Origin of the sequence: Peribacillus sp. B2I2, assembly GCF_041261685.1 — a bacterium.
In the GTDB taxonomy this organism is placed as follows: domain Bacteria; phylum Bacillota; class Bacilli; order Bacillales; family DSM-1321; genus Peribacillus.
Genome location: NZ_JBGCCB010000001.1, coordinates 2,668,886 through 2,693,055, shown reverse-complemented (window position 1 = coordinate 2,693,055; position 24,170 = coordinate 2,668,886). Strand labels below are relative to the sequence as shown.

Sequence of the window (24,170 nt, the reverse complement as noted above, 5' to 3'; positions counted from 1 at the left end):
ACAACTATAGATTATATTCTTTTAGTTTTCTCCATAACGTAGATCGATCTACTCCAAGTGCTTGTGCGGTCTTAGTTTTATTATTGACATATTTTTTTAGTGCCGCCTCAATCAGTTCTCGTTCATTCACTTTAATGCTTAAATCAGAAAGATCTTTCTGGTTTTTGTTCCTTTTAAGCTTTTGTAAAAGGAATTCGCCGCTATGGACCGTTAAGGTTGTACCCTCTTCAAGCAGTACCATTCGTTCAACTATATTTCTGAGCTCCCTTATATTTCCTGGCCAGTCATATGCCTTAAATAATGTGTATACCTCTTGGTCAATACTTACGATTTGCGTTTCGCGTTTTTCGTTGAATTGATTGACAATTGCCCCCAATAGGTCAGGAATATCGATTAATCGATCGCGCAATGGTGGTAACTCAACATTCAAAACGTTAATTCGGTAATATAAGTCCGTTCGAAACCTTTTTTCTCTAATTTCTTCCTCTAATTTTCGATTTGTTGCAGCAATGATTCGAACATCTACTGGCACAACACGATCGCCCCCGACCCTTCGCACTGTTCTTTCCTGAAGAACACGCAATAATAGAGCTTGGATATGAAGAGGCATTTCACCGATTTCATCTAAAAATAAAGTGCCACCGTGTGCAAGTTCAAATAGACCTGCTTTTCCTCCCTTATTCGCCCCTGTAAATGCACCCTCTTCATAGCCGAATAATTCACTTTCCAACAGGCTTTCTGGTAATGCAGAACAGTTTACAGCAACAAAAGGACCTAGTACACGTGGACTTGCCAAATGAATACCTTGTGCGAATAATTCTTTGCCAGTTCCAGATTCACCTGTAATTAATACAGTTGCATCAGTTTGAGCAAATCTTTGGGCTAAATCTTTAGCCTTTACCAATTCCGAGGATCTGCCAACTATATCACTCAGTCTATGTTTTGCTTCGAGTCCGCTTTGATGTAACATCTTTCTAAGTTTAAGCTCCATTTTTTGAATATTAGTGATTTCTTTAAAACTTGAAACTACCCCTACTATTTTACCTTTTACAATCACAGGGAATCGGTTTATGACAATTTGCCTCCCCATGACTGTTGCAATATCCCCCATTTCAATTTTTCCGGTTGCAAGAATGCGCATCAAATCGGAATGAGGGATAAATTCCGTAATCTTATGTCCTTTAACTCCATCTTGTAGACCTAATAATTTTTTCGCATGTTCGTTAGCTACTGTAATTCTTCCCTCATGGTCTACTGCCACAACTCCATCGTGAGCAGATTTAACAATAGCTTCTACCTGATACCTTTCCATGGCCATGCTTGCAGTTAATTTGTCTATGGAAATTGCCATTTGTATTGTAGAAATCAAAGAAGATAGGGAGGGGTTGATAAGATGTACGGTTCCTGTATGAGAATGAGTGAGTAAATCTTTCATCCAAACTGGAGCTACATACACCGTATCCGGCTGTATACCAGCTAAAAAAAACTCTTCTTTACTTACAAAATGTAATGGGATTCGTGGATTCTCATCAAATTCTTTTTTTAGCCATTCAATTTCTTCATCTGATGCAACAACACAACATTTTTTGCTAGAATCATTCATTAGACCTTTTTTTTCTTTCGTTCTCTCAATATCATCCAGACGAATGGAAAGCGGTAGTATTGGAACTTGAAGAGCTTCTAATTCTTTTTGGTAGATAGCCGGCGTTATAATGACCATCGGGTTCATAATCTGCTCTAACAAAGCATTCACAGAATAAAAACGAGCCGTTTTGTATCCTACTCCTTGAAACAGCTTTCCAATTTGATTTTCCAATGAGTCACTCATTTTATATAAAGCAATCATTACACTTCTCCTTGTTACACAGATTTGGGAATCAACCCATCATTTTCATTACAATTATACACTTACATACAATATATGGCATTCTAACTTCATGTCCAACTATCTATTTCAAAGGTTTTCATGTTTGCTTTTCTTCCTCCATTAAGAAGACTGACATGAAAAAATATCGCTTCTTTTAAGAATAAAGCTTAAGGCTAATGACATTTTTGTTTTTATTTAAGTGGTGTTTGAGTCTAAATGTACTCTGTTTGAAACCAAAAACGTTTTTTTATTTAACTCCCTGGAAGTTTTATCTGTAAAAGCAAACATAATATTTGTATTGATTGAACGGTTTTAATTGTGGTAAAATTTGTAAAATTATGATCATTTGGAGGAAGGTAGATTGTCAAAGGAAATAATGAGTTACATTGACTATCCAATGGTGAAAATTCCAGGGGGAGAAATAGAATTAAGGGACGATAGAATTAAAAGCAAATGGAAAGCTGAAATAAGCCCGTTCCTTCTTGCTCGATATCCTGTTACTACGGATCTCTACTATGCTATTACAAATAAATCACCTAATTCTTTTGATCGAGATTTAAAACCTGTTGTGATTATTTCTTGGAATGATGCAATTTCTTTTTGTAATCTACTTTCACAGAAAGCTGGACTGGGAGAGTCTTATTCTATTAATGGTGAAAACATTGTTTGTGATTGGGAATCAAACGGTTTTCGACTTCCTTCAGAAGCAGAATGGCAATATGCATGTAAAGCCGGGACTGCTGGTTATAGATACGGAGAGCTGAATAAGATTGCCTGGTATAACGAAAATTCAGGGGGCATAATCCATGAAGTAGGAACAAAGGAACCAAATCCATGGGGCTGCATGATATGTTAGGGAATGTTTGGGAATGGTGTTGGGATCTATATGATGAACAAGTGTATGGCACCTACCGTATTTTTCGAGGAGGTAGCTGGGCTGAGGATGCCAGGGGTTGTGGAGCTTCATGTCGTCGGCGCAGCCATCCGACATTTTGCATAGACGACCTAGGATTCCGTCTTGCCCGGTCTTTTTAGCTTCAGCAACAAGCCAAATTCATTCAAGGCTTTACAGTTTTACTAACGGATAACAGGAGGGGAAACAGAGAAAGACCAGCTGTATACACCCAAAAATGAACTGGGTTCATTCCAAAAAGAATCGCATCAAAGTTTAAGTCCAGAAAAATGACTCTTCTTACATGTATCCTAGTCGTACATCCATCCATATTTATTTCCATTTTTTTGTAAAGGTTCCGATGGGTACAAAATAAAAAAACCTGATAATTTATCAGGTTTTTTTATTTTCATCATTCGATTACCAGAGAAATGCGAGAAAGACTAAAGATGCAATTGCACCAAAGGCAAATCCATTTGCGGCACCCCAACCATATCCTGCATTAAAACCTCCATAACCAAAACCCCCAAGGTTTCCGCTACCGTCAAATGGACGAATATATACACGGTTCGACGTAACCCGATGTATGATTCCCCGATGTACGGTTCCTCTACTTGTCCGAATTTCAACCGGTCTTCCAACACCTTGCCTGCATTTATGATAATAATTATGATATCCCATTTTGCACTCCCCTTGTTAGTCGATTCTACATCGTATGCATTCGGGGACTAGCCTGCATGGATTAAATACCCACCAATCCTTTAAAAGTCTTTCCCATATTCCTTGTCAATAGTAAAACACTCTTTGAAACCAAAGCATAAAATACTTTTATACATGTACCAAAGGAGATTATGCCATGAACCATTCATACCAAGACGCACTAGCCATATTTGGAATTGAAGGGGCACACCCTGGTGGATTTGAACTGACTAAGCGACTCTTGAAAAATGAAAAAATCGATCATACGTCAATAATCCTTGATGCCGGATGCGGGACAGGGCAAACCTCATCTTACTTGGCAAAAACGTTTCTTTGCCAAGTATCCGCGCTTGATAATCACCCTGAGATGGTCAATCATGCAAAAAAAAGATTCCAACAAGCTAACTTAAGCATTGACCTATATAAGTCTTCAATAGAAGAACTGCCTTTTGACAATAATTCTTTTGATTTTATCATAGCCGAATCTACGACTGCATTCACTGATATACAAAAATCACTCCGTGAATTCTATAGGGTCCTTAAACTAGAAGGAACTTTGTTATCCATTGATATGACAGCAGAAACCAGCCTTGATTCTGCCTCAAAAAAAGAAATCATGAACTTTTATAATTTAAGAGAAGTATTGACGCAATCCGAATGGTTAAAGGCCTTCCAACAAAACGGATTTACAGATCTAAAAATCTTGAGATCGAGTACCGTATTAGAGGGATTATTGAATTCTTCAGCATCAAGTAGCCCTATTCAGCCTTTGAATGAATCCTTGAAACGAGTCATGGACGAACATTACCGCCTAATTTTGTCTTACGGAAACAGCCTCGGTTATAGAGTATACAGAGCAAGTAAATCATCCAAAAAAGAACATCCAGCTCTCCAACATGAAAAACCCTGCTCATCACTTTGAAAGTGAATGTGAGTGGCAGGGTTTCCAATTCAATTGTAAATAAAATATTTTGACGCGGGTTATCCCTTCTCCGTCACTCCAGCGAATCGATTTAAGAATGAGAGTATTTTTCGATAGACGGCAATTTCATTTTCTTTTTTGGAAAAACCATGTCCTTCATCTGTTAGAAGCATATACTCGACATCTCTTCCTTTGTCCTTCAATGCTTCAACGATTTGATCTGATTCCTCTTTGACGACACGGGGATCGTTTGCTCCTTGAATGACAAGCATTGGTTTTATCATGGATTCCAAATAGGTGATAGGCGAATACTCGATTAGTTTTTCCTTATCTTTTTCCGGATTTCCTACCCACTGATTCATAACGGGCTTCCAGTCTTCTGGAACGGAATTAATAAATGAGAATAGGTTGGATGGCCCGAAAATATCGACAACGGCCTTAAAATAATCCGCATGGCGTCCGTGTAGCAGCAGTGCCATATACCCGCCGAAGCTTCCACCCATCAATAGAATGTTCCCTTTTTGTGCATGTCCTTGTTCAATCAGCCAATCAAGGCCGGCTACATTATCAAGTCGTGGCCCATTTCCCCAATCTCCCTCTACCATTTTCATGAATTCCAACCCATAGCCAGTAGAACCCCGAAAGTTTGGCGCAAAAATACGGTAACCGTGATTCAGGAAAAATTGAAATGAAGCTCTAAAGAATTTCCGTTCTGCTGCTTGAGGTCCTCCATGAGGCCAAAAAATGACTTCACCATTATCATTTTCCTTGTTTGGCCTAAAAAATAACGATTCGATCTCCAAGCCATCAAAGGATGGGTATGTAATGATGTCCGGTTCGACCAATTCATTAGAATCGACGCCAGGAACCGTATATTTAGTTAATGACACCCACTCGTCACCTGATCTTTTATAAATATTATGAGGCTTGGTTGCGCTCATGCCGAATAAGTAAAGCGTGCCTGATGCAGCGACCTCAAGTTTATTAATGACGCTACATGGCACAGGGATATTTCTCCAATCTTCATTTTGCAGATTGAATTCATATAACTGATCCTCTACACCCTTTTGACTGGTTACATATAATAGTTGATTCTCTTTACTATATTTCATCGCAGTAAAACTCTCATTCTCCAATTCTTTAACTTTAATGAAACGGTTTGTTTCAAGGTTGTATGAAGCCAAATAGGTAAAATCCGAATCATAATCAGTTAATAAATATATCATCGAATTTGAAACAAAAACACCATCATTCACTGTGTGTTGTTTCTCGGTAGGCGGCGTGAGCAGGACATGTTCGTGCCCGCTTTTTGCATAGAGAAGGGAATATGTATTTGCATAGTGTTTGTGATAAAGAAAGGTTTTTTCATCGGGACTAAAACCAAGGATATAGGTCGCTGCATTTTTCCCCTCCAAGACCTGTGTTTCCTGTCCTGATTCTAAATCTAAACAATAGGAATTTAGAAAGGAAGGATTTCCCCTTGATGTCGTATAATAGAGTTTTTTGCCATCATTCGATAGAATTGGCATGAAATTACGTGTATTTTCATGGTGGACGATTTCCTTCATTTGCCCGCCCTTCAAGGGAACTCCGTAAAACTGGGTATTTTCGTTACCATCTTGATCGAAACCAGCAATTATAAACCGGCTCTGTTTATCAAATAACAGCTCATGGCAGCTTTGATCAATGGATGTAAGTGGATAAGGAAAGCAGTTCGGCAAATCCATTCCCCATAAATTATACTTGCCACTCAAATTCGTACTGAAGACCAGATGTTTTTCATTTGGACTTACTACAAAATCAGTAATGGAAAAAGTTCGTAAAAATTGCTCAACATCAGGTTTGGGAAAAGTGATCATCATGGCAACCCCTTATTCTTATTATATAATGAAAATTCTGTAATTAATTATACCATATTTTTCCTTGTTGATATATGTAATTCGTCTTCCTATGGAAATAGAGAATTTTAAGTTATAATTTTGGTATAAACGTTATATGAGTGTTTTTATATGCCTCTTATTAAGAATAAACGATTGTTCCGATGACTTTAGCCTTAAGTCTAAAGACATCGGGGTATCGCTTTGTCATCCTATTAAATGAAAGAAGGGCTTGTCCAAATACGAAAAAAGCCTAAGAGCACTGTGCTCTTAAGCTTTTTAAGAATCATTCGATATACCTTCTTGCTCCGGCATATTCCTCTCCATATCCCGATGTTTTTATTTCATCTATCCTTACATGTGTTGAGCTGTTTGGCGAATGGATCATTTTGCCGTCGCCAATATACATTCCCACATGATGGACCCTTCCTTTCCCTTTATCATGGGCAAAAAATAGTAAATCACCTGGTTGAAGATCTTCTGGTTCCACCTTTTTACCATGTTGCGCCTGAATGGAGGAGTCCCTTGGAATCGTTATTCCATTAGCATGGTACATCGTATAGGTAAAACCAGAGCAATCAAATCCAAAACCGGACATTCCAGCCCATAGGTAAGGAAGCCCTAAAAATCCCTTTCCTGTTTCTACGATGTCCTTACCGGTTGGAACTGGAATTTGACTTTCGTCTTGGTAGACGGACACGTCTTTCTTTTCTATCCATTTTGCTCCATTGCTTGGTGTCATCACCTTCACTTTATCCTTTTTCACCTGTAATAACGGAAGCCGTGTATTGAAGCTGATCTCCATGAATTTCGACCGATGTTTCGAATCCGAATAAAGCCAAGTCTTTGGAGCATTTACAAGGGCAAATCCTCTATTGAACTGCTTCTCGAAGGATTTTCCTAATTTCAATTGCCCCTTCGGCATCCAGCCTGGATAACCTGCTTCATTACGGGGCGTAGGCTGATTGGCAGCAGCTACTTTCACCCATTCACCCCGTTCTTCTAGAATGGTCACTTTAGAACCATATAACGCTTGTGTCTCCAGGTTACCCACAAGCCACAGTTTGTCTTCATAATTCATGGATTTGATCCATGCATTCAAATCAACGGGGTTCGATGCTGAAGGGGCATCCAATTCCCTTAATAGACCCGGCTCCGTCCAAAGAGTTGCAGCAGTTACATCCACATAGGCAATTCTCTCCTTTTCACTTGCGCCGGTTTCGTTGGGATTTAATACTAAAATACTGAGCGCAAAGAAAGATAGCGCAAAGAAAGATAGCACTAAAACGGTTAACCTTTTTCGTCTAATCAAAATAATCACCCTTTCAAAATAGTTTTATTGAGTAAAAGAGGATTTCCTCTTGACTCCGAGTCCAGGTTTATCGGCAATGAGGAGTTGATCTTTCCTAAATTCAATGCCTTCAAATGGTTCATTCTTAATCCATAATGGTGCATCTAAATCGATTTTCGTTATATTTGGATGAGCGGTTGCCAGATGTGCAGCGGCGGCTACGCTCACGGATGATTCCATCATACTGCCGATCATGCATTCCACCCCTGCTGCTTCTGCCATATCCGCGATTTGAAGTGCCCGTCGAATTCCTCCTGTTTTCATTAATTTAATATTAAGGAAATCAACAACATGTTCATTCAGGAGTCTCATGGCATCACGAGGGGAAAACAAACTTTCATCTGCCATTATCGGCACTTGGACAGACCTCTTTATTTCTTTCAATCCTTCGATATCATGGGCTTGCACTGGCTGTTCCACCAAATCAACGTTCAGCTTTCTTTCCTCGAGTTCATGAATGATGGAAATCGCTTGTTTTGTTGTCCACCCTTGATTTGCGTCAATCCTGATAATGACCTGGTCGCCAACAGCAGCACGAATGCAGGCAACCCGCTCCACGTCACTCTTCCAGTCTTTCCCCAGCTTTATCTTCATTGTTGAGAATCCGCCATCGATGAGGGACAATGCCGCCTTTGCCATTTCTTCAGGTTCATCAACGCTGATTGTCATATCATTTTTCAGGACATTCGATTTACCACCCAGATATTGATATAAAGGAAGCCGCCATCGTTTGCTGACTGCGTCATATAAAGCTATTTCAACAGCAGCTTTTGCACTTGTGTTGCCTACACAGGATCGTTGGATTAGTTGAGACAATGCATTGATATTCTCGATGTCGCGGCCGATTAGATGTGGCGTGATCACTTCTTCAATGACAGTCATGATTCCTTTTGTAGAATCACCTGTGATGGCAACCGTGGGGGCTGCAGCTCCCAAACCTTCCGTTCCATCCTCCAACCTCACGGAAACCATGATATTTTCAATTTCCATAGCTGTACGTAATGCAGTCTTGAACGGCTTGACAAGTGGCAAAGTTTCCACTGATACTTGTAAACTTTCAATCTTCATATTAACAACCCTTCCTTAAAAGCTTGAGAGTATATATGATGTAAGAATTCCAAAATAGGTACCCAGAAGACTGCCAAGTACAGCCATCAAGATTCCGACCGGTATTAGGGCACGGTTGAAAGCACCAGCTAATATTGGGGCTGATGCCACCCCTCCTATATTCGCCAATGAGGCAACTCCCATAGTGAATAGATCCAACTTAAAGATTTTAGCTAAAATGACCATGATCAACCCATGAAAGAATAGAATCATAAATCCGGATAAAATATACACAGGCGCCTGAAACAGCTGTGAAAAATCTGCATGGGAAGCAATTAAACCAATGACTATATAAAGCATGACTTTGGAAATTTCCATGGAACCGGCAATACGGCCAACCTTTGTGACAGCCAGAATTAAACCTATTGTCGATGCAATGATGATCGTCCAAGTGGTCGCATTCACTGCGGCACCCAGTACTGGCAGCCTTTCCCCCATTTTGGTTGCCCCTGCTGATACAATTAAAGCCAGCGCCAGGAAACCGATCAATTCCACAAATCCAAATTCCGTTTTTGTGGTTTCCCCCGCTTCAAGCTCGGAAGTCATTTGATCAATGAACGATGTATCCGCTTTAGTCCAAATATTGAATTTTCCAGCAAGAGGCACCAGCCAAAACAAGAACATGACCCAAATGGAATAATTGACTGTATCCATGATCAACGCATAACCAAAAATATTTTCAGGAACATCGAGTATTCCTTGTAAGATCACCATATTGGCAGATCCCCCCGTCCAGCTGGCGCTTAAAGCCGAGAATGCCTTCCATGTTCCTTCCGCATAAAAGCCATTCATTAAAACGTAAGTAAGGGTGAACCCTCCAATGATGCTGAATGAAGCGGCAAAAAAAGTTAAAAGCATCTTTGGTCCAAGTCTGATTATTTTACGCATATCGCATTGCAAAAGCATGAGCATCAGCATGGCAGGAAGCAGGAGTCCCCGTATGGTGCCATATGCACTTTCGACTGACTCACTGTCTGAAAAGACCCCAAAAGTTTTCATCAAAGCAGCTCCAATATAAATTAGGACAATACCAGGTACATACTTGAAGAACTTTCCTCCTATCATTTTTTCCGCTACTGCAATAACGGCAGTAAATGCCAATAAAAAACAGACAAACATCACACCATCCTGAATCATTTCCCATTCCTCCTTGTATTTAGGGGGTTCCGTTAAACTAAAATGTGATTTTCAACTTCAGTAAAAAGCCAATAAGAAGAATTCAAATTCGACAGAGTCTAACATAGCCCCACATAAAAAAATCCAGCTGCCAAAGAGCGCGTATACACTCTTTAACAGCTGGATTTCAATTGCGAATAACAAAAGAAGCAGCTATAAATTATAAAGTTGTTGATATTTAATGCTCGCATTCCTTAGAGCGACGGTCAGTGCTTTCTGAGATGAACCAAAGTACCGTTTCTCAATTACTTTCTCCAATTCATCGGGTTGAAGTATGGATTTACCTACTAACATGGAATGAATGAACCGCGATGTAAGCGATATCGTAGTCGAGCATTCCACATCCACTATTTCATGTGTATCATTATCAATGACGAACCCGATAAAAAAGCAGTTGAATTGCTGCGTAATTGGGTTATTAGAAGCCGCCTTCGATTCGCCAACGATATATACTGTATTCTGATGAAACATTATATTTGTGCCTCCTGCCATTACAGACATCATAACAGGTATAAATAGGGTGACTATCTATATTATTACAATATGAAATGGTTATTTATATTCTAATATATATAACATGCATTTGACAATATATTTAGTATATTAAGTTAATTACCAATTCCTTCGGCAAGAGACTTGAAAAGTTCTGGCCAATACGCAGCCCAAGTCCTTTTAAACACATGTCATTAACTGATAAATGCCCATCTTCACACTATTATACGGAAGGTAAAGGGGCGGATTTCTGAAATCAACTGAATGTTTTTTGAGGGTTTGTTAAATAGAACGTTGATTTCCACTCCAGGCACTCGCTTTCCGCGGGCGGTCCGGGAGCCTCCTCGGCGCTCTTTGCGCCTGTGGGGTCTCCCTTGGACGCGCTTTTCCCGCAGGAGTCTCGTACCTTCCGTTCCAATCAACTGGAATATTTTTCAGAAAATAAAGGGAGATATGGTTTTCCTTCATGAATTTTTACTTTTTTATATGAAATGACATCCTGATTAGATTGAAGTAATATGCTACACTACTGCTGAATAACTGGATAGCCGAGACCCCACTTACGCTTGCTTTGATGCGGCTTGGCAGACAGTCGGCGGAAAGGGAGCGGATTTCTGAAATCAACTGGAACGGTATTTTTTAAAAAAACTGTAGGCAAACTCGCTTTTCTTCGAGTTTGCCTACAGTCTGGGACACTATTAAATTAATAATATTTTTTCCAATCCTCATTCAGCCCCCCATAAGGCTCATATTTCGCCTACATATCTTTTCGTCGATTGCGATCCTCGAAAGTGGTTGCAGCACCACTTTTTCGATTTTCATAAAGTTCGTCGATATCGACAGTTCCGATAATAGTTGTATTTTCATTCATTTCCGCCTCGGCTACTATTCCATTTGCTGGCCAAGCGCTGTCACAAGGGCTAAGTATACTGGCACGACCGTATCCGTTCGGTAGGGGTGCCCCTGGTTCACCAACAGTGGGTCAATGAACAAAATATACCTGATTCTCGATTGCACGTGCCTGTGCACAATGGCAAACTCGCCAAAAACCAGCCTCCGTAAACGTGTATGATGGGCAAAAAATGATGTCGCCCCTTTCACTGATAATATTCTTGAAATTTCAGGTATCTCAGCTTCATAACATACCGCTATTTCAATCTTAACCGGACCTAATGAATAAACCTCCAGATCATCCACCTTCAGTAGTATGCCAATTCGCTTCAGCAGGAAAGATATGAGTTTTTTTATGCTCAACGAATGATCCGTCTTTATCAAAAATGTATGCAATGTTGAAGCATTTTCACGGCGTTCCAGATGCCCACAATGATGACCTGCTTTCTTTTTCTTTAGATTGACCTGAAAAATTCTTTATATTGATTGGTATATTCATCAATCCTGGTAATCTTAAGTGGACTGTATGGCAATAACCGTTTCCAATATTACATTGACGCCTTTTTCACAATCTTCCCAAGTAGTAAGTTCCTCTTCACAATGACTTTTACCGTTGATGCTTGGGACGAAAACCATGGCAGTCGGTATATAACTAGCTATAAACTGAGCATCATGTCCTGCCCCGCTTACCATTCTTTTATATGGTAAACCCAATGAATGGGTCGATTGCTCAAGCAAATTGCAAATCGATTTGTCGAACCATACAGTATCCCTGTCCCATAATTTTTTTACTTGGATGTCGCAGCCACTTTCTGAACCTGTGGTTGTAAGGCCTTCAATGACTTCCTCCACCATTTCGATGACCTTGGAATCTTTATGTCTCGCTTCTAGCGAAAAAACCACTTTATTAGGGATGACCGTATGGATATTAGGAAACACATTTACCCTTCCCATCGTAAAAACTAAATCTTCATCAAGCATGCCCAGCTTCTGACGGGCCTCCATAATCAAGCTATTCGCCGTGAAAAAAGCATCCTTTCTCATATTCATCGGGGTAGTTCCCGCATGATCGGATTCTCCAGTAACTTCTATCTCATAGCAAACCATCCCAAGGACACATTCAACGACACCGATCGTCAATGATTCACGTTCAAGAATGGGTCCTTGTTCGATATGCAACTCTAGAAATGCAGTCGCTTCTTTTAAACGGGACTCTTTATCCCCTGCATAACCAATGGCATTCAAGGCGCTTTCGAAAGTGGTTCCTTCACTATCCGTCTTTTGCAACATGATTGATTTTTCGAATTTCCCTGAAAGAACCCCCGATGACATCATGGAAGGTTCGAACCTGGCTCCTTCTTCGTTCGTAAAATTGACGATCATCACCGGAATTTTTGGTTGGATATTATTTTCCACCAGAGTCCTCACGACTTCCAAGCCTGCAGCTACACCCAAGATACCATCAAACCGCCCGCCCTTTTTAACGGTATCCATATGTGATCCCATTACAATGGGCGGTTTGTTTTCAAGTCCCGCTAAAGTAGCGTAAATATTCCCCATATCATCAACCTTAATGGTCATCCCCAATTCTTTACAACAAGCGCAAAAGTAATCACGGACTAATCGATCTTCTTCGGAAAGGGATAACCGTGTGACTCCGTTGTTTTCTGTGCGTCCATAATCCGCGAATTTCTCGAGTGTACGACTCAGCCTCTCACCATTAATTAATAATTTTTGCTTTTTCATAGCGAAAATCCCCCTTTTAGATAACCTGCTAAAAATTCTACATTTGTTCGCTTAAGCCAAAAAAATCATAGTGAAAGTCTTGGTTGTTTACTAGATACTCTAGATTATATTTCCACTAATGATTCCCTATGATAGAGAATCTCTCCATTCAGAATCGTTGATTCAACCTTTAAATCCTTAATATTTTGAGGATCAACCTTCAAAATACTATCATTCAATATTACTAGGTTGGCCAGCTTTCCTTCCTCTATGCTGCCTTTGACATCCTCATCGAAACTCGCAAACGCCATTCCAAGTGTATAGTTTAATGGCTTCCATTACGCTAATCGATTGAACCGTCCCTATTTTCGTACCAGACCTGCTTTATGAGAATCTATAAACCCAGGAAGTAATGACTTTCCCTGCAAATCAATCACATTTGTTTCTTCTCCGATAAAAACCTTGATTTCCTGATTCGTTCCGACTGCCGAGATTCTATTTCCTTTAATTTCTATTTATTCTGCAACTGAATTTTTTTGATCAACTGTTATGACCTCGCCGTTTATGAACACGATATCAGCTTTCAAACACTCACACCTTCCTTATTGTTTATCCTCATTACTCGTACTACTTCCTTTTCTTTTGCTGTTTCCCACTTTCACTTATTGGAATATTCCGTTTTTAATAAATTCATTATATCCACCCCAGATTATGAATTCATTAGACAAATAGTCAAAAATTTTATCGTTTTTTTATACCTTTCATATGATTATGTCTATCTTTTTATGACTTTTAGTCCCCATTTACTCACGTTTTAGATATGGATTGATAAAATTCAGGGGGAATTTCACCAATCAAAAAAAGGATAGGCACAGTCGCTGATATGCCTACCTATCCTTTCCATTTTTCAATTATTTACAACCCATTCATTCTCCCTATAATGCCAATGGTCAAATACTGTTTATTGGCATTAAATTCCCATAGCCAGTATCGAAGGGACAATTCACTTTTATCCACTTCTTTAATAAAAGTTTTTATCCCAATCAATGCTGCCCCATAACCCACGTTTGAAGCTAAGGCAAAGATGGCATTCAGACCTTCATTAATGGTATCCATATACTCGGGTTCCATTTTTAAGATATCAGTCCATGTAATATAGAATCCATTTTGCTTGATACATTTAGATATAGAGTGATTCAACGTACATACTATCTCATCCCTAAGATCTAAAAATCCATTCTTTATCTCTTCTGCGTCTTTTTTCTGATATTGTTTACCATAATCAGAAAGCAGTTCCTTGGCCCAATTATAAAAAAGTTGGGTATAAATGGCGGAGGTTGCCACGATATCAAACCCCTTATGATAATCAGCAAAAATACTGTCAGAAAGCTGACTTAACCGATTCTCTGTATCCTTTATATACTGAATGATTCCCTCTGCCTTTTCACCACGCTTCAGCATGGAAGATAGGTGGTGATCAAAACCCATTTTATCGAGGCCTGTTACATCGATTTCAACAAGTTGTATTTTTTCCCGAGTCCGTTCAGGCAAATTCTCGGTACCCTTTTCCATGCTTTCCATATCAATATCAAATAAATATATGGAGTTGCATTTAGTTGCCAGATACTCAATATCTAAATCATCGCAATTGCCTGCACCAACAATCGCCACTTTATCAACATTCTCTCTTTTCGAAAAAGCGGTATCGAATAACCCTGTAACTTTTAAACGATGCTGTTTCCACCTCATCTTTCTGAATTCTTCTCGATTATGATTGATTTCTCTTTGAAAGGTTTCCAAGTAAATCTCTCCCTTTAGGGTACTATCCATTTAATTATTGTAACAAAGTATCCCGCTATTGTAGAGGGCAGGTCATTTTGATTTCGCAGCTGGATAAGGTTCGCTACTTAAATTAAAGCCAGATTTCTAAATTTCAATAGTTAAATAAGTTAGGAAAATGTTAGAATAACATGGGAAATATTGGGGGACGTATTGATATCCAAGGATATGGGAGATATTGCTGAAAGTGATGATTGGGAAGAGATTCAAGAAGAAATAGGCGATTATAATCAATTACTCTTAGTCTTTGATGAGGGGATCGGTAAAGAATTGAAGATTGATCCGAATAAAGCAGCTAGCTATAAAGATTACGAAGTTGCCCCAACCATTCGGATTACCCTTTCACGTAAAAAACAGGATGCAGATGAAGACCGATTTACTGAAATTATCACTGCCCTAAAAAAAGATAGGGTGCTTAAAAATGGAAATATGATTGTAGAATATATCAGCACCAATGGTGTGCTTCTCGAAGATGAGGAATGGAGTAAATCATTTTAAAGGTTTGAGATTTTTTTAAATAAAATACACAGAAAAAATTTTCATCAATTTTTTCTAGACCAGCTGTTCGATAAATACTGAATAATTTCAATCCTTTGGGCCGTTTTCCCACTGTTTTCATCATTACTTGTAAAAAGTACATTATATTTCAGAAAATATATTATGCTAACAAAGTGAAATGAAGTGTAAAATCATCTATTTTTAGTCTTCCTTATTATTCATTATGAAAATTATTAATCCTGGCATCTGAGTTACAGCCTCATTTTATGAATAAATGTACCTAGTGAAATATATTCACTAACTCTTAATACCGTTAACGATAAACGTTAAATGGAAGAATCCTCCCCACTCCTATTGAATTTTCAAGATCAATAGGAGTGGGGGTTTTATTGTATTTAACGCACTTTTTAATCATAAAATATACCCTATCCGGTAAAAAATTCGGCATTTTCACAAAATTAAAAATAGGAATATTAACCCAAGACTTTTACCCTTTTCCCAATCGTATAAATATTCAAAAAAATGTCGAGTTGAGTCATCTATACTTTTACCCTTATACTAGGGAAGAAAAATTGAAAGGGGAGAATTATACATGAAGAAGGAAATTTCAATCATTGGTGTTCCAATGGATCTTGGTCAAACTAGAAGAGGAGTGGATATGGGGCCTAGTGCCATCAGATATGCAGGATTGAGTGAAAGACTTGAAAACATTGGCTATACTGTCCGTGATGAAGGTGATATTAAAGTAGAAATACAAGAAAGAGCACAAAGTGATAGCGACACAAATTTAAAGAATCTGCAGGATGTAGCAGAAGGTAATGAAAAATTGAGTCAAAAAGTGGATGAAGTCATCCAATCAAATCGGTTTCCTTTAGTATTAGGGGGAGATCACAGCATAGCAATCGGCACATTAGCTGGTTTAGCGAAGCATTCTGATAACTTAGGGGTAATCTGGTATGATGCACATGGCGATTTAAACACAGCCGAAACTTCCCCATCAGGAAATATACATGGTATGTCCCTGGCAGTTAGTTTGGGCCTTGGCCACCCTGCACTGACTAACATTGGCGGATATTCTCCAAAAATCAAACCAGAGAATGTTGTCATTATTGGTGCCCGTTCCTTAGACCAAGGTGAGAAAGAGTTAATCAGGGAAAAAGGAATTAAAGTTTTTACCATGCATGAGATTGATAGAATGGGTATGACAAGAGTGATGGAAGAATCGATTGCTTATCTGAAAGAACGTACGGATCTTGTACATTTATCACTTGATCTTGATGGTCTTGATCCAGATGACGCACCTGGGGTTGGAACACCTGTAATGGGAGGTATTAGTTACCGTGAAAGCCATCTTGCCATGGAAATGCTAGCCGAAGCTAATATCATTACATCTGCTGAGTTTGTAGAGATAAACCCAATATTGGACGAGCATAATAAAACGGCTGAAGTTGCTGTCGCATTAATGGGCTCATTGCTTGGTGAAAAATTACTTTATGGAGCGGAAGACCAATTTAATACTGCTGATTTACTGGTTGATGTTAAATAGTTGTACATCTTTTTAGAAAACTGGTATTGTAAGAAATTATGAGAGATTTCGTTAAATAGATGGCCCAGTGGAAATAGCCCCTACTTCAACAGGGTGCTTTATACCCATTGAAGGATGGTCCACATGAATCCATTCATCCCTAGTTTCCTGACGCTTGGCTTCCTTTTCTTTATAAGCGGCGCTACCTGAAATTAATTCTGCATTGGAACCTATATATCTCTAAATGCAGAAATAATCTCTTATTCTAGGGAATTCAACAACATCTAAGATTCAAATCAAATCTTTTACATTTGTGAGTAAAATACACAAATTCCCTAATAACGTCCAGACATAAATGAAACCGTTTGCACCCATCAGGTAAAGGAGTTTTTCAATGAAGACAATAGAAAATCAACCAAATGAATTAAAACGGAGCATGAAAGCAAGACATTTATTTATGATTTCAATAGGGGGATGTATTGGTACAGGCTTTTTCATTGGTTCAGGCTACACCATTCATGAAGCTGGGGCCATCGGGGCTATCCTCTCTTACATAGTCGGCGGTTTTATCATGTATTTAACGATGCTTTGTCTCGGGGAGCTATCGGTTGCCATGCCTGTTTCCGGTTCGTTTCAGACATATGCGACTAAATTCATCGGTCCTGGAACCGGCTTTGCCATAGGATGGCTTTACTGGTTAGGTTGGGCTGTTACGGTTGCCTTGGAGTTTTTGGCAGCTGGACAGCTTATGCAAAGATGGTTCCCTGAATCACCTGTTTGGATGTGGTGTGCAATCTTTGCTTTACTCATATTTTTACTGAACGCATTATCAGCAAAGGCATTTGGCGAATCTGAGTTTGTTTTTTCAAGCATAAAAGTATTGGCCATAATCCTGTTTATCGGAGTTGGCGGTGCTGCCATGTTTGGTCTTATTGATATGAAAGGTGGACAAGAGGCACCATTTTTCTCCAACTTTTTCAGTGAGGGCCTCTTCCCGAATGGAATATCGGCCTTGCTTATCACAATGATTACAGTGAACTTTTCCTTCCAGGGCACAGAGCTAATCGGAATTGCAGCGGGAGAAAGTGAAAATCCAGAAAAGGTCATACCTAAATCGATCAAACAAACCGTTTGGCGTACCCTCTTCTTCTTCGTTCTCTCTGTCTCTGTTCTTTCAGCGTTGATTCCAAGGGAACAGGCAGGAATCGTTGAAAGTCCATTCGTTGTTGTACTGGATAGTATCGGAGTTCCTTATGCGGCTGACATTATGAACTTCATCATTCTAATAGCGCTTTTGTCCGTTGCAAACTCCGGCCTTTATGCGGCAACACGTATGCTTTACTCGCTTTCTAAGGAAGGCATGGCAAGTCCAAAGCTCGGTATGGTAAATAAGCGAGGAATTCCGCTTAATGCCTTGCTTATCACCCTTGCAATAGCTGGTTTGTCTTTACTTTCAAGTGTAGTAGCCGCCAAAACAGTGTTTGTCTTTCTTCTTTCCCTTGCAGGATTAGGAGCACAAATTGGCTGGATTGCCATCGCGGCTTGTCTTCTTGCTTTCAGAAGATCATATATCCGCAAAGGTGGACAGGTGGAAAACTTGAAATTCAAAGTACCGCTATATCCATTCATCCCCATTCTTGCCTTGATAGCAAACTGCATCGTCATGATCAGTCTAGCTTTTGTTCCTGAGCAGCGAATGGCCCTTTATTGCGGGGGGACATTCTTCATTGGATGTTATGCGGTTTATCACTTTAGAGTGAAGAAAAACAAGAAAGTCGAATCTCCAATGCAGGAAGTTGAATTAACTGCCGGTAAAAAAATGGTCATTTGATCCTGAACGCTGCGGAGTAGAGTAAGTAGTGAAAAGCGATCTTTACAATCCATAAAGATTGCTTTTCAAAGAAGAAAAACCCTGGATGTTTTCACACCTAGGGTTTTTCTTTTATTTAATCACCATTTCCTGCATACCTATCCAATGGTAAACCGCTTTATAAATTCTTCTTTTTCCCTTCCAGCTTTTTTAGATCCCCTAAAATATACACTTTCTGATCAAAGAAATATTTACTCTCTGTCCATGATAAAAAGCATATAATAGGAAGTTACATTTCAGTTTTAACGCCTGGATAATTCAGCTCGAATTAAGCTATAGAATGAATCTTATGACATTTAACAAGCATCACAAAATAAAATCATCTTAATCGATGATTTTATTTTTGTGCATATTCTTTTAATCTAGGCAGGATTGGCTCTAAAATTTCCTTGGCTATGTAATCAGTATCCAATCCGATGAAGCGTTCACTTTCCAATTCGACCGACCTCGCATTTTCCGGGTCATTACAAAAAATAAACGATATGATTCCGTTCTCTTCGGTCAAATCTACATACTTAAATGTAATGTCATGTTTCGTAAGACAACTTTCAAACGCAATGCACAATTCATCTATATTTGATTGACTAATAGATGTGAATTTCATATTGATCACCCCTCTGCTAAAGGATAGCAAAATAAAGCATGAATTACAAAGTGAAAATCAAAGCAGCAGCTAATGTTTCATGATCATGATTCATCTGACACAATTGCCCAATGGGAACCTGACTTATCTTTTTACCAGTGCAAAAACCTAAAATCAAGAAATGAATACAAACCTTGACATGAATGATGTCTTTTGATGATGATCTCCACAAGAAATTTCATTCAACCAATCGATTTCATCCAATTTCCCATCCTTGTTTGATTTAATTTTTCATCTTCCATAATCAGTATATCCATAGCCATATCTGCATGATGTATCCCCTCAATATGGACTTCCTTATGAATATTCCATGGCATGTCTCATATCTTTATACAAACACCTTGTTAGGAGTTGGCCAACATGAAGTCTTTTTATAAGGGAACGCTCATTTTGATAGTCGCAGCGTTTTTTGGTGAATGTATCGAATTTTTAGTGAACATGATCCTAGCCAGGGAATTACAGGAAGAGGGCATGGGGCTTTATATGTCCATATTGCCAATTTTCTTTTTAATATATGTGATTGCCAGCCTTGAATTACATATTTCCATTTCAAAATTCGTCGCAGAAAATAAACAGACCATGCATTATAATCTTATCGTTCATGCACTTAAAATGGCTGCTGTCGTCGTGTTGGTCATGTGTGTGGTCATGCCTTTCATACTTTCCTTCTCCTCCATAATGGACAAATATCATCCCTATATTAAATGGCTGCTCATCACACTAATCCCAATCGTTGCATTTTCATCGATTGCAAGAGGTTATTTCATGGGTGTACAGCAAATGGGGAAGATTGCTTTTTCAAACTTTTTGAAAGATATCATTCAATTTGGTTTGCTTTTCCTCATGTTTAACTTATTTCATTTTAACCAGGAAAAGTCACTTTTGATGGCCTTTTTTGTTTTAATTGGCAGTGAGTTCCTCGTTTTTCTATACTTGATCAACCTTTTGATTCTTCAAATGCGAATCATGAAACGCGGTACGAACTCGCGAACCACCGGTAAACATGCACGGCAAAAATTATTGGCTGTTTCGCTGCCCACCATGGGGTTAAGGATCTTTCATGCCATAACAAATGCCATTCAACCCTTTTTGATCCATACGGCCCTTCTCTCGGCAGGATTCGGTGCTGTCGTGGCAACAGAGCATTTTGGGATGCTCACTGGGGTTGCGATGACAATCGGCTTCTTTCCGGCCTTTATCGCGCATTCCTTAATGATCATGCTCATTCCGAATGTTTCGAATGCTTACAAGAAACAGGATAAGGAAAAATTGAGGGTTTTATTGCAAAAATCGATGTCTTTTACCGTATTGTATGGAGTTCCAGCCGTAATCTTCATTTATTTCTTTGCGGAACCTTTGACCTCCCTCTTTTTTTCTTCAACATCTGCCGCATACTATTTAAAATTATTATGCCCTTATTTCCTTTTTCACTTTTTTGTCATTCCAATGCAAGCCTACCTCATCGGCCTGGGCTTAGTGAAAGATGCCTTCATCCATACAGTTTGGTCCCATATCGTTGCATTTTTAATGATGTATATCCTTGGGTCTCAAGCTTCTCTTAATATGGGAGGCATCATTTTAGGAATGAATACGGGCGCTGTATTATTGACTTTCATGCACTACTTGACCATTTGCAAAAAAATTGGGATAAGCATTTTACTGACGAAATCGAGATCCATATCGATAAAGTGAAGCAAGGACCATGTTCATCCCCCTGATGCACCAAGTTACCTTATTTCACTTTCATTTTTATTTTGAGGAAACACAGCAAACCAATTATATACAAGTTCCATCCAGCAAATCCCTTGCCGTTGTTGGTTTGTAATGATTTGGATTAAAAATTTTGAGCCTTTCCCTGTACATATCAGCTTGGTTCCTGTATATTTCAACATACTTGGGTAATAATCAAGTAAAATGGTTTATACTAACCATACAATAGTAATGGAGTGATTTCATGAGTAAAGCTAAGGCTAAGAGTGGAACGGGTAAAGGTACGGGCACAGGTACGGGCAAGAAGGGCTGGAATCGTTGGAAAACGGGTGCCAACAAGAAAAAAAGCGCAAAACCATATGTAAGTAAAGGCGTCAAACATTCCAATGAATCAAAAACTTCAGGCCAACCTGCAGGTGACAAGTCTGAAAAATAATAACTTGTTCTGAATCCAAAAATTAATATTGTTCCATATTCTCATACAGGGTGTTAAGGAATCTGTATGAGAGAGATGGGTCTAATAGATATAATATTCACGGGCGATATCCAAATAAACTAAGAATGCGGCTATTATTATACATACCATCAAAAAAGACACTCCCAATCCCGGTAGTGTCTTTCACTTTTTTTATGTTCTTTTTATCTAAATTGGCTTTTGGGTTTGATAGCATTGATTTTTTTCGGGGTAAACTCTGTCCGGAAGCCGTTAGTGGCTTTTTTAACAGAGTCTGTAACTGAATGTATCGCTTCACCAACATCCTGAGCAGAATCCAATAAAGGTTCAACCGTTTTCATTTTAGTTTTTACATCGTCGGTGATTTCATTTGCGGTTTGCAACAGTTGTTTCGATTCTCCGGATAAATCGTGGATGGCACTTCTCACTTCAACCAATGTTTGATTGGCTTCTCCTATAGTGGCCATTCCCTTTTGCAGTGTACTGATCAAAAAAACGACCAACCAAATGAAGGCTAAAGCGATTGCAGCCACACTATATTGAATAATCATGTTAAAGCTCCCCCTCTAAATTTAAAAGTAGAAACGATTAATCCAAATATGTTAGTGGATCCCGGGGTGCATGTTTTTTTAAAGATGACCAATAGCACTATTTGATTTTGATTTGTATGCCCTCAGCTTCAGTTTGAGTTGAAGGAGCTGTCGGAGTGGATAAATCATTTTTTTGGCGGCCATCCAAGCTGGCTTCTTTCATGGAATTAGTCACATTATGAATCATTTCCCCAACATCTTGGGCGGATTCTAGCAAAGGATCGACATTTTCCATCTTCCCTTTTACATCTGCTGTAACTTGATTCGCAGAGTGGATCAATTGTTTGGACTCCTGCGTCAATCCATGTACTGCGTTTCTAACCTCTTCCAGTGTCTTATTTGTTTCTTCGAGCGTCCCCATTCCTTTACGCAGCGTCTGGTTGACATTATATATCAAATACACGACAGCTCCGGAGACACTGGCCACACTTAATTTCATGAACATTTCATTTCTCCACTCCCTTCATTTAAATTTATGCACTGGTCCTTCCATTCATTCCCTAAAGTCCGTCCCTTGTCAGGTCACTTTTACAGACTTTTTCCCCCATCATGCTTCACCCCTACTTACCCATTATTTTTTTAATCTTTTAAAAGGTGACGATATACACATATATTCTAACGAGGTATATGTTGGAATTATAATTAATCATATTGATGTCCTCACTTACAAAAGTATAAAAAAATGAAATTTTTTAATATACCAAAATCTTATATTGAAATCCGCCCTTTTTAGGCACACTACTATTAAAAACAGGAGGATACCATGACACCTCGGAACGTTCCAGCTAAAAATGATTCAGAAGAGAAAGATACTCTTGCTTCACCTGATAAGGAAAGTGAAATAGTCAAACTCAACCGATTATTAGGTGCGGTCATGAGATATTTATCAGATGATGAGCAAGAAGAAATTGATATAGAATATCTTCTTGAAAACACAGAAGGGTTGCGGGATTGGTGGAGCCAATATAGGGAGCTAGATCGAAAAAGGGTCGAAGAAGAAATAAAAAATTCCCTGACAGATCTATCCCTTGAAGAACTTGAAACCATCCGTGAACAAATCCGCATTAAGGAAAAATAAAAAAATCCCTGCATGGAGATTAACTACAGGGAATTCTTCTTTCATTTTATATATATTATTGAATATAAAGTTCATGCCGTTCATGAAGCACCAGGAACCTTCTGATTCAAATACCGTTCAATGAACTTAGTTTTAGTTGATCGATCATTGAATCCACTAATGCTTGCAATGGATTTAAAATTGATCTTCCTGTCTGAAACTCATATCTCTTGGCTGCGTCAACCATTGATAGTTGAGCAACCGACAGCAGTTTATTTTCGTTATTAAAGTCATGCAGGAACTTCACGATTTCCTGGCTATATTTCTCACCCAATCCCTGCATAATGTATTCAAAGGTATTGTCGATGATGATAACTTCAAAATCCACACCCCCATATTTTTCAGAATGGGCATTTAAACGTTTGACTGTTCCTTCAACTGTAGCAGGGTTCGTGAATAATATGACTTGCGGCTGCTGCAATTGGCAAATCTGCTCAAAATACGGTTCATCGATTTTAATGATAGGCATGGGTAAGGATAGTTGTTCTTCGTTTAAAAAGGCGATGTAGTTCGTACAGGTTATCAGGATGGCATCCACTTTACAATTGGCAATCCATTCAACTTTTTCTTTAACCGTTTTTTGAGCATCCGAATACTTAAACTTTTCATCTGTTGCCACCCGGTGCATCATTCCTGGATCTACAAAATGAAGCCATTCAATATCAAATTTCGAGAATGCTTTTTCTATGTATTCTATATTTGTGTAGTGTGCATGCAAACAGCCTATCTTTTTTCTCATAAACATCCCGCTTTCACTTTTGGTTTTCTGATTATTCTAACATAAAAAACGGCGTTACTTTGCCCACTACCGGCCAAAACGATAATTTCTAATTCTTAGCCATCCCACTCCTGCTATAATCGGATGAAAAATATACCCTTTAGACAGAATGCTGCTCTCTTGGGTATGAATCGGGACTTAAAGCAT

The 24,170-nt window shown here is 38.9% G+C and carries 22 protein-coding genes and 3 pseudogenes; 8 read left to right on the top strand and 17 right to left on the bottom strand.

Translation table 11 applies throughout. The features are described from left to right. Nucleotides 1–4: 4 nt before the first annotated feature. Nucleotides 5–1,846, bottom strand: a complete 1,842-nt coding sequence (locus ABIE66_RS13365; protein ID WP_370015034.1) for a sigma 54-interacting transcriptional regulator — start codon at nt 1,844–1,846, stop codon at nt 5–7. A gap of 397 nt (nt 1,847–2,243) precedes the next feature. Here ABIE66_RS13365 and ABIE66_RS13360 point away from each other — a divergent pair. Next, a pseudogene (locus tag ABIE66_RS13360) lies at nt 2,244–2,902 on the top strand (formylglycine-generating enzyme family protein). A 277-nt stretch (nt 2,903–3,179) separates the two neighbouring features. On the opposite strand, the gene ABIE66_RS13355 reads toward ABIE66_RS13360, so the two are convergent. Further along, nucleotides 3,180–3,440, bottom strand: a complete 261-nt coding sequence (locus tag ABIE66_RS13355; protein WP_289335335.1) for a hypothetical protein — start codon at nt 3,438–3,440, stop codon at nt 3,180–3,182. Nucleotides 3,441–3,615: 175 nt separating this feature from the next. Between ABIE66_RS13355 and ABIE66_RS13350 the strand changes: the two genes are divergently transcribed. Beyond that, entirely contained in the window at nt 3,616–4,380 is a 765-nt protein-coding gene (locus ABIE66_RS13350) for a class I SAM-dependent methyltransferase (protein WP_370015033.1), read from the top strand. A gap of 59 nt (nt 4,381–4,439) precedes the next feature. Here the strand turns inward: ABIE66_RS13350 and ABIE66_RS13345 are convergent, their stop codons facing one another. The 10 genes and pseudogenes from ABIE66_RS13345 to ABIE66_RS13300 all read right to left on the bottom strand — a co-directional run bounded on the left by ABIE66_RS13345 (nt 4,440) and on the right by ABIE66_RS13300 (nt 14,799). Next, nucleotides 4,440–6,239 carry a S9 family peptidase gene (locus ABIE66_RS13345; RefSeq protein ID WP_370015032.1) on the bottom strand — a complete coding sequence of 600 codons (1,800 nt, stop codon included), beginning with the start codon at nt 6,237–6,239 and terminating at the stop codon, nt 4,440–4,442. Nucleotides 6,240–6,543: 304 nt separating this feature from the next. After that, nucleotides 6,544–7,572: a C40 family peptidase gene (locus ABIE66_RS13340; protein WP_370017038.1), complete on the bottom strand. Its 1,029-nt coding sequence runs from the start codon at nt 7,570–7,572 to the stop codon at nt 6,544–6,546. Between the two features lie 21 nt (nt 7,573–7,593). Then, the gene (locus ABIE66_RS13335) at nt 7,594–8,676 is read right to left on the bottom strand and encodes a dipeptide epimerase (RefSeq protein WP_370015031.1); all 1,083 of its coding nucleotides are present in this window, start codon (nt 8,674–8,676) and stop codon (nt 7,594–7,596) included. Between the two features lie 15 nt (nt 8,677–8,691). Then, entirely contained in the window at nt 8,692–9,852 is a 1,161-nt protein-coding gene (locus ABIE66_RS13330) for a DUF819 family protein (RefSeq protein ID WP_370015030.1), read from the bottom strand. Nucleotides 9,853–10,044: 192 nt separating this feature from the next. Beyond that, nucleotides 10,045–10,362, bottom strand: coding sequence for a DUF3870 domain-containing protein (locus ABIE66_RS13325; protein ID WP_289325054.1), 318 nt, complete (start codon nt 10,360–10,362; stop codon nt 10,045–10,047). A gap of 906 nt (nt 10,363–11,268) precedes the next feature. After that, nucleotides 11,269–11,637 (bottom strand): carbon-nitrogen hydrolase family protein, encoded by a 369-nt coding sequence (locus ABIE66_RS13320; RefSeq protein ID WP_370015029.1) that lies wholly within the window; start codon nt 11,635–11,637, stop codon nt 11,269–11,271. Nucleotides 11,638–11,787: 150 nt separating this feature from the next. Further along, nucleotides 11,788–13,020 (bottom strand): Zn-dependent hydrolase, encoded by a 1,233-nt coding sequence (locus ABIE66_RS13315; protein WP_370015028.1) that lies wholly within the window; start codon nt 13,018–13,020, stop codon nt 11,788–11,790. 104 nt (nt 13,021–13,124) lie between these two features. Beyond that, nucleotides 13,125–13,383, bottom strand: a pseudogene (locus ABIE66_RS13310) (amidohydrolase family protein); the annotation flags it as partial. Nucleotides 13,384–13,385: 2 nt separating this feature from the next. Further along, nucleotides 13,386–13,586: pseudogene (locus ABIE66_RS13305) on the bottom strand (amidohydrolase); the annotation flags it as partial. A gap of 328 nt (nt 13,587–13,914) precedes the next feature. Continuing rightward, nucleotides 13,915–14,799, bottom strand: a complete 885-nt coding sequence (locus tag ABIE66_RS13300) for a hypothetical protein (protein ID WP_370015027.1) — start codon at nt 14,797–14,799, stop codon at nt 13,915–13,917. Nucleotides 14,800–14,991: 192 nt separating this feature from the next. Between ABIE66_RS13300 and ABIE66_RS13295 the strand changes: the two genes are divergently transcribed. The 3 genes from ABIE66_RS13295 to ABIE66_RS13285 all read left to right on the top strand — a co-directional run bounded on the left by ABIE66_RS13295 (nt 14,992) and on the right by ABIE66_RS13285 (nt 18,692). After that, nucleotides 14,992–15,336 carry a hypothetical protein gene (locus tag ABIE66_RS13295; protein WP_370015026.1) on the top strand — a complete coding sequence of 115 codons (345 nt, stop codon included), beginning with the start codon at nt 14,992–14,994 and terminating at the stop codon, nt 15,334–15,336. 592 nt (nt 15,337–15,928) lie between these two features. Further along, nucleotides 15,929–16,882 carry an arginase gene (rocF, locus tag ABIE66_RS13290; protein WP_289325048.1) on the top strand — a complete coding sequence of 318 codons (954 nt, stop codon included), beginning with the start codon at nt 15,929–15,931 and terminating at the stop codon, nt 16,880–16,882. Between the two features lie 373 nt (nt 16,883–17,255). Beyond that, nucleotides 17,256–18,692, top strand: coding sequence for an amino acid permease (locus ABIE66_RS13285; RefSeq protein ID WP_289325047.1), 1,437 nt, complete (start codon nt 17,256–17,258; stop codon nt 18,690–18,692). 376 nt (nt 18,693–19,068) lie between these two features. Here the strand turns inward: ABIE66_RS13285 and ABIE66_RS13280 are convergent, their stop codons facing one another. Further along, nucleotides 19,069–19,335 (bottom strand): hypothetical protein, encoded by a 267-nt coding sequence (locus tag ABIE66_RS13280; protein WP_370015025.1) that lies wholly within the window; start codon nt 19,333–19,335, stop codon nt 19,069–19,071. Between the two features lie 221 nt (nt 19,336–19,556). Next, a complete protein-coding gene (locus tag ABIE66_RS13275) occupies nt 19,557–19,691 on the bottom strand; it encodes a hypothetical protein (protein ID WP_370015024.1) in 135 nt (44 codons plus the stop codon). A gap of 43 nt (nt 19,692–19,734) precedes the next feature. Between ABIE66_RS13275 and ABIE66_RS13270 the strand changes: the two genes are divergently transcribed. Continuing rightward, nucleotides 19,735–21,066: an oligosaccharide flippase family protein gene (locus ABIE66_RS13270; RefSeq protein WP_370015023.1), complete on the top strand. Its 1,332-nt coding sequence runs from the start codon at nt 19,735–19,737 to the stop codon at nt 21,064–21,066. Nucleotides 21,067–21,328: 262 nt separating this feature from the next. After that, nucleotides 21,329–21,520, top strand: coding sequence for a DUF3934 family protein (locus ABIE66_RS13265; RefSeq protein ID WP_289316470.1), 192 nt, complete (start codon nt 21,329–21,331; stop codon nt 21,518–21,520). A gap of 203 nt (nt 21,521–21,723) precedes the next feature. Here the strand turns inward: ABIE66_RS13265 and ABIE66_RS13260 are convergent, their stop codons facing one another. Next, entirely contained in the window at nt 21,724–22,089 is a 366-nt protein-coding gene (locus tag ABIE66_RS13260) for a DUF948 domain-containing protein (RefSeq protein WP_289325043.1), read from the bottom strand. A gap of 97 nt (nt 22,090–22,186) precedes the next feature. After that, on the bottom strand, nt 22,187–22,573 hold the full coding sequence (locus ABIE66_RS13255) for a DUF948 domain-containing protein (protein WP_289335355.1): 387 nt from the start codon (nt 22,571–22,573) through the stop codon (nt 22,187–22,189). Nucleotides 22,574–22,891: 318 nt separating this feature from the next. Between ABIE66_RS13255 and ABIE66_RS13250 the strand changes: the two genes are divergently transcribed. Next, entirely contained in the window at nt 22,892–23,206 is a 315-nt protein-coding gene (locus ABIE66_RS13250) for a hypothetical protein (RefSeq protein WP_370015022.1), read from the top strand. A 106-nt stretch (nt 23,207–23,312) separates the two neighbouring features. Here ABIE66_RS13250 and ABIE66_RS13245 read toward each other — a convergent pair whose 3' ends face one another. Next, nucleotides 23,313–23,990: a hypothetical protein gene (locus ABIE66_RS13245; protein WP_370015021.1), complete on the bottom strand. Its 678-nt coding sequence runs from the start codon at nt 23,988–23,990 to the stop codon at nt 23,313–23,315. Nucleotides 23,991–24,170 lie beyond the last annotated feature (180 nt).

What these genes read in the sequence shown, in the direction of transcription:
- ABIE66_RS13275 (WP_370015024.1), bottom strand. Translation starts at nt 19,691, where the DNA reads ATGCCATGGAATATTCATAAGGAAGTCCATATTGAGGGGATACATCAT.
- ABIE66_RS13350 (WP_370015033.1), top strand. Translation starts at nt 3,616, where the DNA reads ATGAACCATTCATACCAAGACGCACTAGCCATATTTGGAATTGAAGGG.
- ABIE66_RS13255 (WP_289335355.1), bottom strand. Translation starts at nt 22,573, where the DNA reads ATGTTCATGAAATTAAGTGTGGCCAGTGTCTCCGGAGCTGTCGTGTAT.
- ABIE66_RS13330 (WP_370015030.1), bottom strand. Translation starts at nt 9,852, where the DNA reads ATGATTCAGGATGGTGTGATGTTTGTCTGTTTTTTATTGGCATTTACT.
- ABIE66_RS13265 (WP_289316470.1), top strand. Translation starts at nt 21,329, where the DNA reads ATGAGTAAAGCTAAGGCTAAGAGTGGAACGGGTAAAGGTACGGGCACA.
- ABIE66_RS13280 (WP_370015025.1), bottom strand. Translation starts at nt 19,335, where the DNA reads ATGAAATTCACATCTATTAGTCAATCAAATATAGATGAATTGTGCATT.
- ABIE66_RS13250 (WP_370015022.1), top strand. Translation starts at nt 22,892, where the DNA reads ATGACACCTCGGAACGTTCCAGCTAAAAATGATTCAGAAGAGAAAGAT.
- ABIE66_RS13355 (WP_289335335.1), bottom strand. Translation starts at nt 3,440, where the DNA reads ATGGGATATCATAATTATTATCATAAATGCAGGCAAGGTGTTGGAAGA.
- ABIE66_RS13335 (WP_370015031.1), bottom strand. Translation starts at nt 8,676, where the DNA reads ATGAAGATTGAAAGTTTACAAGTATCAGTGGAAACTTTGCCACTTGTC.
- rocF (WP_289325048.1), top strand. Translation starts at nt 15,929, where the DNA reads ATGAAGAAGGAAATTTCAATCATTGGTGTTCCAATGGATCTTGGTCAA.
- ABIE66_RS13315 (WP_370015028.1), bottom strand. Translation starts at nt 13,020, where the DNA reads ATGAAAAAGCAAAAATTATTAATTAATGGTGAGAGGCTGAGTCGTACA.
- ABIE66_RS13245 (WP_370015021.1), bottom strand. Translation starts at nt 23,990, where the DNA reads ATGTTTATGAGAAAAAAGATAGGCTGTTTGCATGCACACTACACAAAT.
- ABIE66_RS13325 (WP_289325054.1), bottom strand. Translation starts at nt 10,362, where the DNA reads ATGTTTCATCAGAATACAGTATATATCGTTGGCGAATCGAAGGCGGCT.
- ABIE66_RS13345 (WP_370015032.1), bottom strand. Translation starts at nt 6,239, where the DNA reads ATGATCACTTTTCCCAAACCTGATGTTGAGCAATTTTTACGAACTTTT.
- ABIE66_RS13285 (WP_289325047.1), top strand. Translation starts at nt 17,256, where the DNA reads ATGAAGACAATAGAAAATCAACCAAATGAATTAAAACGGAGCATGAAA.
- ABIE66_RS13260 (WP_289325043.1), bottom strand. Translation starts at nt 22,089, where the DNA reads ATGATTATTCAATATAGTGTGGCTGCAATCGCTTTAGCCTTCATTTGG.
- ABIE66_RS13365 (WP_370015034.1), bottom strand. Translation starts at nt 1,846, where the DNA reads ATGATTGCTTTATATAAAATGAGTGACTCATTGGAAAATCAAATTGGA.
- ABIE66_RS13270 (WP_370015023.1), top strand. Translation starts at nt 19,735, where the DNA reads ATGAAGTCTTTTTATAAGGGAACGCTCATTTTGATAGTCGCAGCGTTT.